8 protein-coding genes are annotated in these 15868 nt (G+C 47.8%); 6 read left to right on the plus strand and 2 right to left on the minus strand.

Annotation, left to right across the window (positions count from 1 at the left end; all coding sequences use genetic code 11):
• The first annotated feature begins 358 nt into the window (after positions 1-358).
• The 6 genes from M2133_RS09365 (at position 359) to M2133_RS09390 (ending at position 11950) form a co-directional block, all read left to right on the plus strand.
• On the plus strand, positions 359-1504 hold the full coding sequence (locus M2133_RS09365; protein ID WP_277465857.1) for a basic secretory protein-like protein: 1146 nt from the start codon (positions 359-361) through the stop codon (positions 1502-1504).
• 149 nt (positions 1505-1653) lie between these two features.
• Positions 1654-4785, plus strand: coding sequence for a TonB-dependent receptor (locus M2133_RS09370; protein ID WP_277465859.1), 3132 nt, complete (start codon positions 1654-1656; stop codon positions 4783-4785).
• 31 nt (positions 4786-4816) lie between these two features.
• On the plus strand, positions 4817-6433 hold the full coding sequence (locus M2133_RS09375; protein ID WP_277465860.1) for a RagB/SusD family nutrient uptake outer membrane protein: 1617 nt from the start codon (positions 4817-4819) through the stop codon (positions 6431-6433).
• A gap of 222 nt (positions 6434-6655) precedes the next feature.
• Positions 6656-7396 (plus strand): DUF3800 domain-containing protein, encoded by a 741-nt coding sequence (locus tag M2133_RS09380; protein WP_277465861.1) that lies wholly within the window; start codon positions 6656-6658, stop codon positions 7394-7396.
• Between the two features lie 344 nt (positions 7397-7740).
• The gene (locus M2133_RS09385) at positions 7741-10167 is read left to right on the plus strand and encodes a TonB-dependent receptor plug domain-containing protein (protein WP_277465862.1); all 2427 of its coding nucleotides are present in this window, start codon (positions 7741-7743) and stop codon (positions 10165-10167) included.
• A 73-nt stretch (positions 10168-10240) separates the two neighbouring features.
• Positions 10241-11950, plus strand: coding sequence for an erythromycin esterase family protein (locus tag M2133_RS09390; protein ID WP_277465863.1), 1710 nt, complete (start codon positions 10241-10243; stop codon positions 11948-11950).
• Between the two features lie 665 nt (positions 11951-12615).
• On the opposite strand, the gene M2133_RS09395 is transcribed toward M2133_RS09390, so the two are convergent.
• Both M2133_RS09395 and M2133_RS09400 read right to left on the minus strand, forming a co-directional pair.
• A complete protein-coding gene (locus tag M2133_RS09395) occupies positions 12616-14079 on the minus strand; it encodes a hypothetical protein (protein ID WP_277465864.1) in 1464 nt (487 codons plus the stop codon).
• 9 nt (positions 14080-14088) lie between these two features.
• Positions 14089-15840, minus strand: coding sequence for a DUF6057 family protein (locus tag M2133_RS09400; protein ID WP_277465865.1), 1752 nt, complete (start codon positions 15838-15840; stop codon positions 14089-14091).
• Positions 15841-15868: the final 28 nt, after the last annotated feature.

A 15868-nucleotide genomic window follows, 5' to 3' on the forward strand; every position in this document is an offset into this window, starting at 1 on the left:
GATAATTATCAACAAATGAATGGTCCTTACACTACGCTCATTTACAGTTGCTTACTCCGTTATTTTTTGGCGGCTGTTTTCTGGCCTTCTGTTTTCTGTTTTTTGCTCTTCCGTTTCTATACACCCTCCTGGGTTCAGGATGAATATCCAATAGCGTTCTGTAGGCATCTGTGGGCGCGATGGAGTGTCCTGGATGAACAAAAAAGTATCCTGATCGACCTTTGGTCAATTAGGATACTTGTTGTGCTGTTTAGGATAAAAGCTTTCTGCAGGTGAATCTCTAATATTGCAATTGCAATGTGACGGCTTTTACGCAATGTGAATCCCCCGGTTGCTATGTTAACACGAAAGTATATTTATGAAGAAGTGTATTGTGGCTTTGTTAACTTTGATGCTGTTGTCCTGCCAGGCTGATCGTCCTTACGTGAATGAGCCTGCGTTATTGGATAATGATCCTTCGGTTGCCTTTACCGGGCGCGCGGGGATCAATATGATGCTGTTCAAAGACCGCTTTTCCACGCCTATACAAAATTATACGATCTACTCCAGCGGAGAAGATCCCGTGTACGATGCTTCCGACTGGACATTGAAAGGCAGTTACGACGGGAAGACCTGGGTATTGCTCAGTGAAGTGAACGATCATACATTCTGTGCCCGCTATCAGGAGAAGTTCTGTCCGATCGCTAAACCTTCTAACTATAATCAATATATATTGGAAGCCCGGACGGCAACCGGCGATACGTTGAAGATCGGCAGCGTACAATTCCTTACCAACTATGTCTCCAACGGCTGGGCAGCTTTTGCCTGTCCGGAGATTGATTTTACGATCACCGAAGAAGGTGAGGGCTATCGCCTGTACACCACCCTGGTGCAGGATCCGGAGGCGTATATACAGTATCACGCGCGTAAGGTCGCCCGCATACTCTATTCCTCCGCCTCGGAGCCCATGCCGAAAGTCGAGAAGATCAATTATAATATCTACGACTACGAAGGCATCTCGGAGAAGTCCGGACAGCCCCCGGTGATCACCATCCGCTACAGTTCGCGCTATATCGAACAGATCGGGAAAGAATCGTTATACGCCTTGAACCGGGAGACCCGGGGTGTCTTGTACCATATCCTGACCCATGCCTATCAGTACGAACCCCGAGGCATCGGCACGTATGAAACCAGCCAGGAGTATCGCGCCTGTGTGCAAGGCATGGCGTTTGCCGTCCGGGCGCAGACCGGCCTTTCGAATCCGAACGATCGCCAGACTCCCGGCGGACATTGGCTGGACGGACTGCATGTCACCGGCTTCTTCCTGCACTGGCTTACCCTGAATAAGAACCCGGAGACCGTCAGGCTATTCAACCAGACGGTCAAAAACCTCGCTATCTGGAGCTTTGATTCCGCTATGAAATCAATCTTCGGACCGGAAGTAACAATCGAAAGCCTTTGGGCTGAATATCAAATGGACATTAACAAACAACAACTCAAAGAAAACTTATTGAAAACAACTTAATGAAAAGAATTATAAACCTAAAAAAGAGCCTATGGATTAAGACCAGAAGTGAAAGTGTATGAATTAACAAAGAGACGAACCTGTCGGACCATGCGAACTCGGCAGTTCAAAGAAAACGAATTATTAATTTTTTTAAATCTAACTATTTTATGAAAGAAATGAAAGTTTCTATTATTACGTTCATTTTAGGATTATGTACATTGGTTAGTGCCAGCGCCCAGACGAGGACAGTCACCGGACGCGTATTGGATTCACAAAATGAACCGCTCATCGGTGTAAGTATTCAGGTAAAAGGAACTACCACCGGTAATGTGACCGATTTTGATGGGAATTATACCATCTCGGTAGGACCTAACGCGACGCTTATTTTCTCTTATGTGGGTTATAAAGCCCAAGAAATAGCTGTTGGCAACCAGACACGTGTGATGGTTACCATGCTGGAAGACTCTGAAATGCTGGACGAAGTGGTCGTTGTGGGCTACGGTACGATGCGTAAATCGGACGTGACCGGTTCTATCTCTACGGCTAAAGGGTCGGATATTATCAAAGGACAGTCGTTCAACGCCCTGGAAGGGTTGAAGGGTAAGGCTGCCGGTGTGAACATCTTCTCCAATACAGGTCAGCCTGGAGGTGAGTTGCGTGTGATCATCCGCGGTATTGCTACGATCAACGCTTCAGCCAATCCGCTTTATGTAGTGGATGGTGTGGTGATGCAAGACTTCCAGTTCCTCAACCCGAATGATATCGAATCAATCGAAGTATTGAAAGACGCTTCTTCGGCTGCTATCTACGGTGCCCGTGGTGCCAACGGGGTGGTATTGGTAACAACTAAACGCGGTGGTAACACCGGCTCGAAAGCCAAGATCTCGTACGACGGTTCGGTTTCACTCAGCACCATGGCCGGTTATATGGACCTGATGGATGCCAACGAGTGGATGGGTGCTTTCAAACAAGGTTTGGAAAATGCCAATGAATTCCAGGGTAAGAACTTCACGACTGACCTGTCGAAGATCTTTACCGACGAACGTCTGTTCAACGCCGACGGTTCGCCCAAGTACAATACCGACTGGCAGAAAGAAGCTTCGCGTACGGCGCTGTCGCACAACCATCAGTTGAGCATTCAACGGGGTGACAAAGACCATTCGGTAGGAGCGTTCCTGAACTATACCGACCAACAAGGTATCCTGCATAACTCATACTACAAACGTGTGAATGCGAAATTGTCGTACGACGACAAACCCACCAAGTGGTTATCTACGGCTGTGAACTTATTGGTGAACCACTCCTGGGGTAACCGTACATCGGACAACCCTTACGGACAGGGCGCTTTGCGTACCATGGTTGAGCAATTACCGTTCCTGCCGGTGATGTTGGATGGCGAATATACGCAGACCAATATCATCAAGACAACGTCTATCCCGACCGATCAGAATAATCCGAATGGATCTAAACAGGGCTTTAGCCCCGAAGGTGTGGGTAACCCCGTGGAATTGCTGAAACGTATGGAATCGATGACGTATCAGACGAAGATCTTCGGTAATGCCGCTTTGACGTTCCACCTGTTGCCGGGCTTAGACCTGAAAACACAGTTGGGTATCGACTACAACAACTACCGCAAGGCTGAATATACGCCGTTTACTCCGCGTCCGATGATCAACCAGTCGTCAACCGGTAAGGTAGCTGCTGAAAACAACAGCTCACTGTATTGGCAGGAAGAAACCTATTTGAACTATAACAAAGTTTTCGGTAAGCACTCTATCAATGCGATGGCCGGTTTGTCATGGATCGAACGCAAATGGACCAAACTGACTGCTTCTCAGTCGAACTTCGAAGACGACTTCTACGGATACTACAACTTAGGTAGCGGTATCGACCGCCCGTCGGTAGGCAACGACTACGACAAATGGGCGATGAACTCTTACTATCTGCGTGCGGCTTATTCTTACGACAGCAAGTATATGGCTACGGTAACCGGTCGTTACGACGGATCTTCCAAGTTCGGGGAAAACAATAAGTATGCCTTCTTCCCATCCGTTGGTTTGGGCTGGATGGCGTCGAACGAAGCATTCCTGCAAGATCATCCGGTGATCAGCAAATTGAAACCGCATGCTTCTTACGGTTTGACCGGTAACTCTGAAATCGGTACATACGCTTCATTGGCAACGGTAAGCCAGGGTACAACCATTATCGGTGGTGCTTTGCAGAACGTGGCTTATCTGGACAAGATGCCTAACGCGAACCTGAAATGGGAAAAGACCAGCCAGTTCGACGTAGGTGTTGACCTGGGTCTGTTCAACAACCGTTTGAACATGGAACTGTCGTACTACTATAAATATACGACCGACCTGTTGTTGAGCCGTCCGGTTCCCGAATCTACCGGTTATACGACGATTACCGACAACGTAGGGGAAGTATCAAACCGCGGTCTTGACTTATTGATCAACGCGTATCCGATCCAGGGCCGTGATTTCAGCTGGAACACGACCTTGAACCTGAGCTTCAATAAAAACAAGGTTGAAAAACTGGACGAAAGTTCTTCTGTTGACGCCGCTACCGGCAAACGTCAGATCCTGACCGACGGTTTCGTGGGTTATGAAATGTTGATCCGTGAAGGCGAAGAGCTTTCTACATTCTACGGTTACAAACGTGCCGGTATCTACGATGGTATCCCGGGTAACTGGGATGCGGCAACGATGAATATCCCGTCGACTGTAGGTGAGAAAGTAACCTACAAACAACGTGAAATCCTGGGTAACGGTTTGCCCGACTGGATGGGTTCATTTATCAATACGTTCAACTATAAGAACTTAGACTTGACTGTCGACCTGCAATTCTCTTGGGGTGCAGACATTATGCAAGAGTTCTTCCACTCTACCGAAGCGCGTTTCCTCACCAGCGGTCTCGACCGTCTCTACCAGGAAGCCTGGCATCCGACGAAGAACCCGACCGGAACGGCTCAGGCTGTTCGTCTGAACAACTTCGGACAGGGATCTAACAACCAGGCGGATGATACTTGGGTTGCCAATGGTGCTTACCTGCGGGGTAACCTGATCCAGGTAGGGTATACCTTCGACAATAAAACGTTGGCGAAATTAGGTCTGGGTGGCTTACGTCTGTACGGTAGTGTGAACAACGCGTTCCTGATCACCGCTTCTGATTATTTAGGATACGATCCCGATGGTTCAACACGTTTGGGAAGCAACAAATGGGGGGCTAACCGCCAGTTCTTTGCTTATCCGAAACCGAGAACATTCACGTTCGGTCTTAATCTGACATTTTAATACAAGCAATCAATAATAAAAGTATAAACTTATGAAATTGCAACATATATTCAAATACATCTTTTGCATGGTGACTCTCTCCTTAGTGATGAGTTCATGTGATAGTTTTCTGGAAGAAAAGCCACTGGATGCCAAGTCATCCAATCAATTCTGGGCGACCGAAGCGGATGCGCAAACGGCTGTGAACGCGCTCTACTATGGTGGAGTTCCTTACCTGCACAATACCGACGTGGATGGTGGTTGGACACCGAAAGCCACCATGTGGGGTGGGGTGATGTCAGGTCTGTTTGTCGACAAACGCAAAGACCGGATCTTCACGACCGCTTCCGAAGGCTGTAACTTCAATGTCGAAGCTTTCGATGGCGCGTCATATAAATTGTGGCATGAATACTACAAAGGGATCTCCCGCGCGAACTTTGTGATTGCTAATATCCCGACGATGACGGGTGTATTGAGCGATGCGAAGATCAATAACTACATGGCACAGGCGAAGTTCTTCCGTGCTTACGGTTATTTCTACCTGGTGAAAGACTACGGTGGTGTGCCTTATATCAGCGAGCCGTACACTTCTACGGACGGGATGTATGTGGAACGTTCGTCGGCTGATGAGATCTACAAAAACGTAGAAGCCGACCTGCTTTCAATCATCTCCGGCGACGCGTTGCCTAACAAAGCGTTCTATGACAATGGTTGCTATGTAACCAAGGCGATGGCACAGACGCTGTTGGCTTGGGTTTACCTGCAGTGGGCCGGCGCGCCGTTGAATGGCGGTGCCGAATACTACAGCAAGGCAGCCGCTATGGCGAAGAATGTGATCAGCGGTGGCCAACACGCACTGGAACAGGCTTCAGGTAGCAGCGACGACCTGAACTCGGCTTTCAACATCATCAAGACAACGAAGTCTTCGAAAGAGATCATCTTTGCCAAAGAATACGATCAGACCAACTACAACGTAGGTAACTCTTACCCGGTACGTTCAGTCGGAACAGACGCTTTCCAATGGGGCGTATTGCATCCCGGTGGTGACGTATTGTATAACGCTTACCTGCCTTGTGATATGCTGCTTAACAGCTATGCGCCGGAAGATATCCGCGGACATGAAAAGCAATTCTTCTTCCGTCACTATACCGATGCTGACGGCAATAATTACGAATTGAACAATGCCGGTAACTGGGCATGGTTTGAAGAAGAACCGCTGATCAACGGGAAAAATGGCGACAACAATATGCCGACCTTCCGTTATTCTGAAGTATTACTGATTGCTGCTGAAGGTCTGGCACGCACAGGCAATGAAAGCGAAGCTAAAGATTACCTGAACCAGGTGCGTAAACGTGCTGGTTTGGCCGACGAAACAGCTTCAGGCGATGCCTTGATCCAGTCGATCCTGACCGAACGTTTCCATGAGTTCCCCTTGGAATTCAAGATTTGGGATGATATCCGCCGTACCCGTCTGTATCCGGAAGCCGATGGCATGAACTCCGGCAAATTGAAATGGACTCCGCTGGCATCTGCCACGATCCAGAACAAGCCTGACGGAAGCACACGCGTAGGTGCTATTCCCGAACATGCCCTGTTGTGGCCGATCCCCTTGCGTGAGCTGCAAGCAAACCCGGCGCTGCAAGGCAATCAGAATCCAGGTTGGAACTAATACCGATATAACATACTTTGACTTTTTTATCATATAATCTATTATTCGTGTTGATGCAGTGATTGCATCTGTTTTTCAAGTTTAGATAGCTATTAGTCTATTTTGTAGTGTGGAGAGAGTCGCTTCCTCTCCACACTTTTTTTTGTTGTATATTCTTACTAATCGGCAGTCTTTGTTCGCATTAGAAATAATCTCTGTATATTGCGAAAAAGTTAAAGCAATATGAAGTATTACCTTTTTCTTGATGAATGTGGTGATCAGAGTTTGGCAAATATTGATGTGAACTTCCCAATATTTACCTTATGTGGAATTTTGGTTAGTGAAACAGAATATAAAACAGGCATGGGACCGCTACTCCTTGCAATAAAAAGAAAATTTTGGAAGGATAAGAAAATTATATTCCATTCCAGAGATATCCGAAAGTGTGAAAAGGGATTTGAGATATTTTTTGATATGGGAGTTAAAGCTTCGTTTTACCATGATTTGAATAAAGTTCTTGCTGGAGCTAACTATACGGTAATAGCCTGTAGCATATTAAAAGAAAAGTATATTAAGTCATACGGAAAACTGTCCGATGTTTATGGCGTTTCATTATCATATATCATAGAGCGAATAGTGTTCTTATTGGATACTTTCAAAAGAGAAGACTCGAATATCACTCTCCATATCTTTGCCGAGAAAAGAGGGAAAAGAGAGGACAGGAACCTTTTGAACTATTATAATGAGGTTTTGGATAGAGGAACCTATTATGTGAGCAAAGAAAGAATAAGGGCTTATTATAAATCTTTTAAGTTCATACCAAAATCAGATGATATTCTCGGTACGCAGGTCGCTGATCTTATTGCTTATCCGATAACGAGGCATGTTCTTGATCCCAAAGCCGCTAATCCTGCCTATGACGTAATCAAAGATAAAATTTATAAAGACAAAGGAAGACTGCATGGATTAAAGGTTTTCCCATAAAGAAAAAAGAGTCAATAAGTAAAAACTTTTGACCCTTTTCCGACCGAGGACACCCCAGTCCCGAAATCTAACTCAGTAGATTCATTACAAATATAATAATAATAATAATAATAACAATATGTCGGAGTAGAGATTTAACGATATTTTCGTTAATGCTCTTCTCACTTGTAGTGTGGAGAGAGTCGCTTCCTCTCCACACTTTTTTGTATATGTAATTGTCCTTGTCTTTGAAAAAGTGGTTAAATGTTGTTTGTGATACTCTTTATGACATACGGGATACCGTTTTTCTAAAAGAAAAAGAGGATATTGTGGTTGTGTTTGAAACCTATAATTTATTAAACCTTATGAGAAAGCAGATAGTGTGTGTGTTGATCTTTATATGTTTAGTCGGTAGTTATAGCCTGTCCCATGCGCAAAACCGTGAAATGCCGGATGTGCAGGAAAAACTAATTCAACAGATGGAGCTTTATCCGCAAGAGAAGCTCCACTTACATACCGACAGGGATTATTATATGCCTAAGGATTCGATTTGGTTTAAAGCTTACCTGGTCGATGCCGTTACGCATATTCCTTCTTTTGGGAGCCGGTATATTTATGTGGAATTAATCAATCAGACCGATTCTGTGGTCAACCGGGTAAGTATCCATCCCGTGGAGCAAAACTACTCGGGTTGTCTTCCACTCCCTGAGAATTTAGTCGACGGTAGTTATACCCTCAGGGCGTACACCCGGTACATGGAAAACTTAGGGAGTGAATACTTCTTTCGTAAGCCGGTCTACATCGGCTTAAATAAAGACCAGACCAAAGAATCAGCCGCAGCCAGTAAAAACTTTTCCGTCTCTTTTCTTCCTGAAGGGGGTTATATATTGGATGGTGTTTTGTGTCGGGTGGCGTTTAAAGCGATAAACGACAAAGGACTTTCAGAACCCATACAAGGTATGGTGTATGAGGAAGACGGAACGCCTGTACATGAGCTGACTACCCAGCATGCGGGGATGGGCATGTTTGCTATTCTCCCCAAGGCTGGAAAACGTTATTATGCGGAATGTATAGGCAGTAACGGTGTTCGTAAACGGTTTGACCTGCCGAAGGTTATCGAAGGATACAGCTTACAGACCACCTGGCAGGAAAAGAATCTGCATGTTAAGGTCGTGCAATCTGCGGCGATGAAAAATAAATCTCCGCTTTATCTGCTGATTCATTGCCGGGGCATGGTTTTTCATTTTGGCCAATGGGACTTTCGGAAAGAGTTTATCTCTTTTTCAAACGATGTTTTTCCTTCGGGCATTCTACAAATCGTATTACTCGATCAGCAACATAATCCCATCAGTGAACGGTTGGCTTTTAACTTTGGGAATGATTCAACCCATATCGAATTACAAACCGATAAAATGGTTTATTCGACCCGGGAGCCTGTCAATATTTCGTTGCAACTGACCGATTTCAACGGTAATCCGCTGGTCGGTGATCTCTCGGTCGCTATTACCGATGATCTGGACGTGCCGGCAGGTTCCGACTACGATATGCTCTCTACCCTTTTGTTATCGACAGAGCTGAAAGGACATATCGAATCTCCCGGCTTCTATCTGCAGAAAGAGAAAAAGGCAACCAATGCGTTAGATCTGTTGATGATGACCCAGGGATGGCGGCGTTATGATTTATCCAAAGTATTGCAGGGAGAATATACTCATCCGCTTATCCCTTTTGAAACCGGTCAGCGAATCAGCGGAACAGTAAACAAAGTAAAAAGCAACAAAACAGTGCCTCATGCACAGATCGCGTTTATGGCTCTTACGGCCGATGAGGACGGTTGGTTTACAGACGAAACAAGCGCCGATGAAAACGGACGTTTTTCATTGGAAGGCTTCGAATTGCCGGATGCTACGGAGTACGTATTACACGCGTTGAATATAAAAGGGGGCGACTGGGTGGAATTGAATATCGACAGTATCTGTTATCCGACTGCAAAGAAAGACGGATATATTCCGCAATCCTCAAACTATGTGTTCTCGCAGGCTTATGTGAAACGTCTCGAGGCTGCCGGGAATATGTGGCAGATCCAACTGGGAGAAATAAGTGTTACCGTAGCCAAAAAAACGAAGCGTATTTTTGAAACGGCACACCCTCAAGCTCTCGTGTCGATTGGTCCCGAGCTGATCGAACGAAAGAAACCCGTTAGATTGGAAGATTTATTTCTGGGGATTCCCGGAGTGCGCGTTTCTGAGGGAAAAATATATGCTCGTGCGACAGGTACGATAATGAATATTGAGGATATACGGGGCGAAGGATCCGGAGCTATTGAAGAACTTCCGGCACTTATTCTGATCAATGATGTACCGTCTTATATGAGTCCATTTGATATCTTACATGTGCAGGACGTGGAACGTATAGAAGTGTATAGATTGGCTGCCGAGACCGCTTTCTGGGGAAAGCGGGGTATGAATGGTGTGGTCAATTTTATTACCAAACAATGGACACCTGAAGATGCCGAACACCCTATCTATAATAAGATCAACTATACGCCATTAGGCTATCAGCATGCCATAGAATTTTATACTCCTGTTTATGATACGCCGCAACAGAGGAGTTCGTCTCTTCCGGACTTGCGTACGACCCTCTTCTGGAAGCCTGATCTACGGACAGATGAAGAGGGGAATGCCGGTTTTAAATTCTATACCGCAGACCAGAGGGGCAGTTATTCCATTATTATTGAAGGAATCACCGCCGATGGAGGAATTGTTCGGAAAATCGAGAAGGTGGATATAAAATGACGAGACCTGTGAAACGAAAAAGGTTCACCCGCTAAATTTTCTTATCTTTAAGGCTTGATTTTAAATTGATGAGATGAGAAGGAGTTTATTCTATCTGGTGAATTGTTGGGTAGTGGCTGGTTGGCTGTTGTGTAGCTGTAATCTTTTTACGGTCCAATCGCCTGTATACTGTAATCTGGATTTTGAGAAAGGGATAGAGGGATCGGAGATCCCATACAGTTGGCAGTACCAGGACCTGGGCGGGTACTTTATCAAATGGGTGGCTAATGCCGAAGAGGGCGGGAAGTGCCTGCGTATCCATAGTGAGAAGCCTGATCTGAAATGGTTCGCGGAGAACGACTCCTTGGCTGCGGGTGTCTTTTCCCTTTCTTTGCCCGGCGAATTGGTGCGGGGCAAGCGGTTGGAGGTCAGCGCGATGGTAAAGACCAAATCGGTTACACAATATGCCCGGTTGGTCTTGTCGATCCTGCGTGATACTTTGGTCCAGGAGGTGAACGATCCGGCCTCGGGCTTGCGGGCGACCAAAGGCTGGACCCGCCTGACGGTGGAATGCGCGGTCGACTCGACGGCGACGGAGGTCTATCTCTCCGGTATGATGTCGGGTAGGGGAACCGCCTGGTTCGATGATTTCGAGATCCGTATCGACGGCAAACGCCTGAGAGACGCTGATCTGCCGGCTGAACCTACTGCCGAAGAGATCGAATGGCTGCGTGCCCATATCCATCCGCTCCGGACGATCGATCCGGGCACCGATACCGAAGATCTGCAACCCCTGTTCGACAGCCTGAAAGGCGCCTCTATCGTTGCCCTGGGCGGAGTGACCTCCGGCTCTTACGAGAATAACCGGTTACGCCACCGCATCACGCAGGCCTTGGTCGAACAGGAAGGCTTTAATCTCCTGACGATCGAAGGGGGTAACTCCCGGGCATATCGCGTGAACCGGTATACGCCCCCGGTGCCTATGCAAGTCAATTATTGGGATTTCCAGGCATTGACCCGATGGATCGAGGAGTTCAACGGCGACTCGCCCCGGCTTCTATGGAGTTCCTTTCAAGGCTATCCCGTCAATGCGGCCTATGTGGAACTATTGAAAGCCTTGGAACCGTATCCCAAGGCCAAAGCGGAACTGGACGCGTTCCTCCTCGCTTTTGCCGGACGCATGTCCAAAGAAGAATTGATTCGGAAGCATCTCCTGCAAATCGCGGCGTATGTGCGTCAGTATATCACGAATGCCGAAGAAAGAGAATGGCTGGTGCAGAACACTGTATCCCTGGAACAGCAAATGGTAAAAGTTTGGTGGAGAGAAGATTTGGCAGATTATAACATAGACGAGGTCATTCGATATATGCAACATACCCCCGACCAGCGCATGGTACTCTATTCGGCTAACCCGATCATCCGGAAAAACGGCAATAGCCTGGGCGTCCTGTTAGATGAACGCTTGGGTGAGGCGTACGTTTCGGTCGCTTTTGCCTTTAACGAAGGAACCTACCATGCCTTCACCGGCACGAGCTATGCCTCCGGGAAGCAAAAACTATTGAAAGCCTATCCGGGCACGTACGAATATTACTTCCGGCAATTGAACGAACCGCTCTTTCTGATCGATCTGCGGGAGGTACGTAAAGACATCTCCCCCGATAGCGAATGGCTGCGCCGGCCGGCACGCTTCCGCGAGTTGGGAGCGATAAAAACAACAACCGAATTCACCCGCTCGCTGCTCTCTTCGGAGTACGATATCCTGATCTTTATCGACCAGCCGTCGGTCCCAGGAGGAAGAGAATGACGTAAAAGCGTCTCTGAAATGAGTTTTTCATTTTTTTACTTACATCATACAGGATTTTCTATATCGTTATGAATCAGTTGTATAATAAAATGTGAGAGCCGGAAAACAATTGAAAATCCTGTATGATGTAAGTAAAAAAACGAAAAACTGTTTTGGGTGATAGGTTTACCACTGTTGGCCGTTTGCGTTTGTTAACATTCTCCATTTGACTACAAAAAGTTGCCTCTTCCATTGCAAAAACCACCGGAGATTGCCAAAAGGCCGGCAGCCTTTTAGAAAACCCTGCCGGCCTTTTGGAAAACTCCGGCAGCCTTTTGGAAAACTCCGCCGGCCTTTTTTGGCACTACTTTCTATATACCTCTTTGGAGTGTATTAAGTCGCTGCACCAGTCGTCCTGAAAGGACAATGAGCGCTGAAAGCGCGTTAGCCCCCAGCCCAGGGTCAGCAGAGTGAAACTCTGCGCCACCCTGGGTCGGCTCCCACGCACACACACCACCGTTTTTATTCATCCTTAACCCGGGGTGGCGCAGACCTAACGGCCTGCTGGCCCCGGGCTGGGGGCTAACGCGCCTTCAGCGCTCATTGCCCTTTCAGGGCGAGCGTCGGAGATGTGTATAGAGAGTCGCTTTTTTGGAAGGAGTAGGGAACGCCACCGAAAATGCGGATCAATGCAGGGGTATCGCTTTGTCCTTGAGTGCCGACCGTTGGATTTTGTAGGGGCTGGTGGTAATCTCTCCCTGTATCAGTTCAGGCAGGTTGTACGAATAGAGCTGGTGATCGTAGTAGTCGGGATCTTTTTGTGGCATCAGGAAAGGTTTGGCGGGTTGACCGTCCACCCCGATATGGCAAAGGTAGGGGAGGGTATAAAGCCCGTTATCGCGTCGGCTGCTGACAACGACCCAATGGCTGTTGCTGCTCCACGAGTGATAGCTCTCGGTGTCGCTGCTGTTCAACGCCGTCATATCGACCGCTTGATTGTTCTCCAGGTCGATCATGCGGATCTCCGCATCCGTATGCCAGATCGGGAATTGGCCGTAAGCCGTTTCGGTGTACATCATAAAACGCCCGTTGGGAGAGATGCGCGGGAAAGAAGCGCTCAGGCTGTCGGCACGTACCAATGTATCCACCGGCATACGGATCTCTCCTTTCTCCGCGTCGAATGCCACGCGGCAGAGATTATACCGGACCTCGGCATAGTGGTCGGGCATCTTCTTCGCCGGAGCGCTACAGAAATACAACCACTGCCCATCAGCCGAGAAAGAAGGGAACGTCTCAAAAGCATCCCGTGTGATCAACGAAGCACCGGACAGAATCTCTCTCTTCGCGATATCGTACACCACCACATCCGACTCCAAATCGAACACTTCTATCTTTTTCTCTTTCACGGCATGGAAAAACTGCTTGATATCGTTCACCGAAGCCGTGATATACCGGCCCGACGGATGCCAGTAGGGATAGGTCAGGTGGCTAATCGTTTTATCAGTCTTCGTATATAGCTTCTCGATCTCTCCCCCTTGCAGTATATAGGTCCCCCCATTGGCCGCACGCATGTGAAACATCATCTGCTCCGGGTCGCCCCCACAGAAACTATGGCAATTGATACAGTTGTAGCCAACCATATCGTTGCGGATAATAGTTTTCTCGCGAAAAGAAGTCAGATCGCGTTGATAAAGCCCCATGATATGCCATTTCTTGTAGCCGGGTTCGATCAAACGGTAGGCCAGATGCGAATCAATAGCCTTGTCGCTGATATAGATACGGAACGGTTGCCAACGGTTCCAGGCCGCTTTCTCCTCGGTATAGACCGCCACCGTAAGCCAACCGCCTTTGTTACCCGCAAGCAAACGTTTCCATTTCTTCTCGTTGAAACGAATGGAGGCTTTCCCTTCGAAAACGACGGTTTCACCGGTGATATTACCGCTGACGTGAACATAAACGTTCTCCTTTTCGCCTTCGATCCGGAAGTTAAGCGGAGCGATATTATACGGGATCGTCACCTCGGTATAGTCCGGGAAGATCACCGGCATCGCCTGTCGTTCACCGACATTCTCCGTAGGCATTCCCTGTGGCCGATTGCAGGCGGTCAACAGGATAAATAAAACGAACGTGGATAGTATGACTCTTTTCATCTGGATCTTCTATTTAAGCGTGGGGGCAAATTGGGCATAATAGTAATAAGTATCGCCGTATTGTTGCTTCAAAATGGCAGGTGACACTTTCTGTGCCGACTGCACGAACGAGATAAAACGGCTGTAGACCTCCTTATCGATCGGAAACGAACGGAAAGCCTCCGGATCACTTTTCATCGTGCTGAAGAACAAACAGATCGCTTCCTGATAGACGACAGGAAAAGCTTTGCCATTATCTCTGAGTAACTCCATATAATGCATGAAAGTCGGTATGTCTTTCCGAACCAACAGGTAACCCATAGCATACTCGAAGGCCGCCCGATTGTCCGGATGGTCGTCCAATTGAAAAGCCAGTGCGTTCGAGAAATTAACCGTCAGGTCGAAGTTATTGTCCGTAACGGAGCGCAAAGCCCTCCGCTCGGCGATCCATGGCGTTTCCGCTGCCGTCGCCGGATCCAGGAACCGACGTTGACTCCGCGCCCAGGAACGGTACAACGGGGCAGACTCCAGGATCGTGATGTATTTCTCTGCCGCTTTATACTCTTCATTCACCAGGTAAGTCTCTACCAACCGCATCATCAGCCGGGGCTGTATGCACCGTTGCGAACTCAACACGCCAACAAAAGCAAAGCGTTGCGCGCTATTGATATGATTCAGCTGCCAGGCCACTTCCGCGGCTTCGATCAATCCCAACCGGCTCTTCGGGTCCTGAGGGATAAAGCCCGCTTCGCCAATCTGCGGCAGTTGCAGGAACTGTTCATTGAACTGCCCGGTCCGCGACAAAGCAAGATGCGTATAAACCAAAGCATCCTTATCGTGCACCCCTGTCCTTTGCGCCTCGGTGACGATCGCCTGCCACTGCCCCTGTCGCGCATAGTAGTCGTAGCGATACGCCTGCTCCATCGGATGTTTGCCCCAGCCTATCCCAATGGCCATACAGACAAATAACAGGCCGGTCGATACAACCGCCTTTACCTTGCCACCGCCTCCGGCCTTTTTCCTCAACCCATACAGCAATATCGCCCCTACCGGGAAAGCCAACCCGATCAGCCAGAAAGCATACGGGATCGGATATTCGGGATGATACAGATGTTTACTCAAATAAGCCTCGCGCAGCGGAATAACATAAACCGTATGCATGGCCAATACGGGAAGCAACACACTCCAGCCGATCGCCACCAGGGCAATCCAGACTTTCCCCTTTTCTCCCTTGACCCACTCAAAAATGCCAATAAGTATCGCCAGCTCCAGATGAGCCGGAGCGGCCAGGAAATAGTTGACGCCGATCAGTAGTATCCCAACCAGATATCGCAGATTCTTCTTCGGGATCGAAGTATATAAAAGCACCGATGAAAAGGCAAAAACCAACGCTAAAAGAGGAGCCAGAGTCTCTACCGGAAAGAGCCAGAACAAGAATACAGGAAGTAAGGCTCCAAACAGGGAAACCTCCCTTTGGATCCGCCGCAGGAAAAGATAATACAAAAAAGCGACTCCCCCAAAGAGTAAAGCAATGACCGATGCCGCCCCCAAAGGGAAATAGAACGACTGCATCAGGAACTCCGAAAGATAGGCATTGAAACCCCCGGGCTGAGACAACAAACCGAAGAAATAAAACGGAGTCGTCCGGAACAACACATACTGCTCCATAAAATGATACCAGTAACGGTAATTCACCTGTATGAAAAGAAAACTACCGGCAATAAAAAGAACCCCTTGCAGGTAATCAATGCGTCGTTTGTGTGTGGTCTTCCGGTCGCTCATGGCTTATCTATGGCTTATTCCCGGTAAA

This window comes from Parabacteroides sp. PF5-6 (genome assembly GCF_029504695.1).
Lineage (GTDB): Bacteria > Bacteroidota > Bacteroidia > Bacteroidales > Tannerellaceae > QVMG01.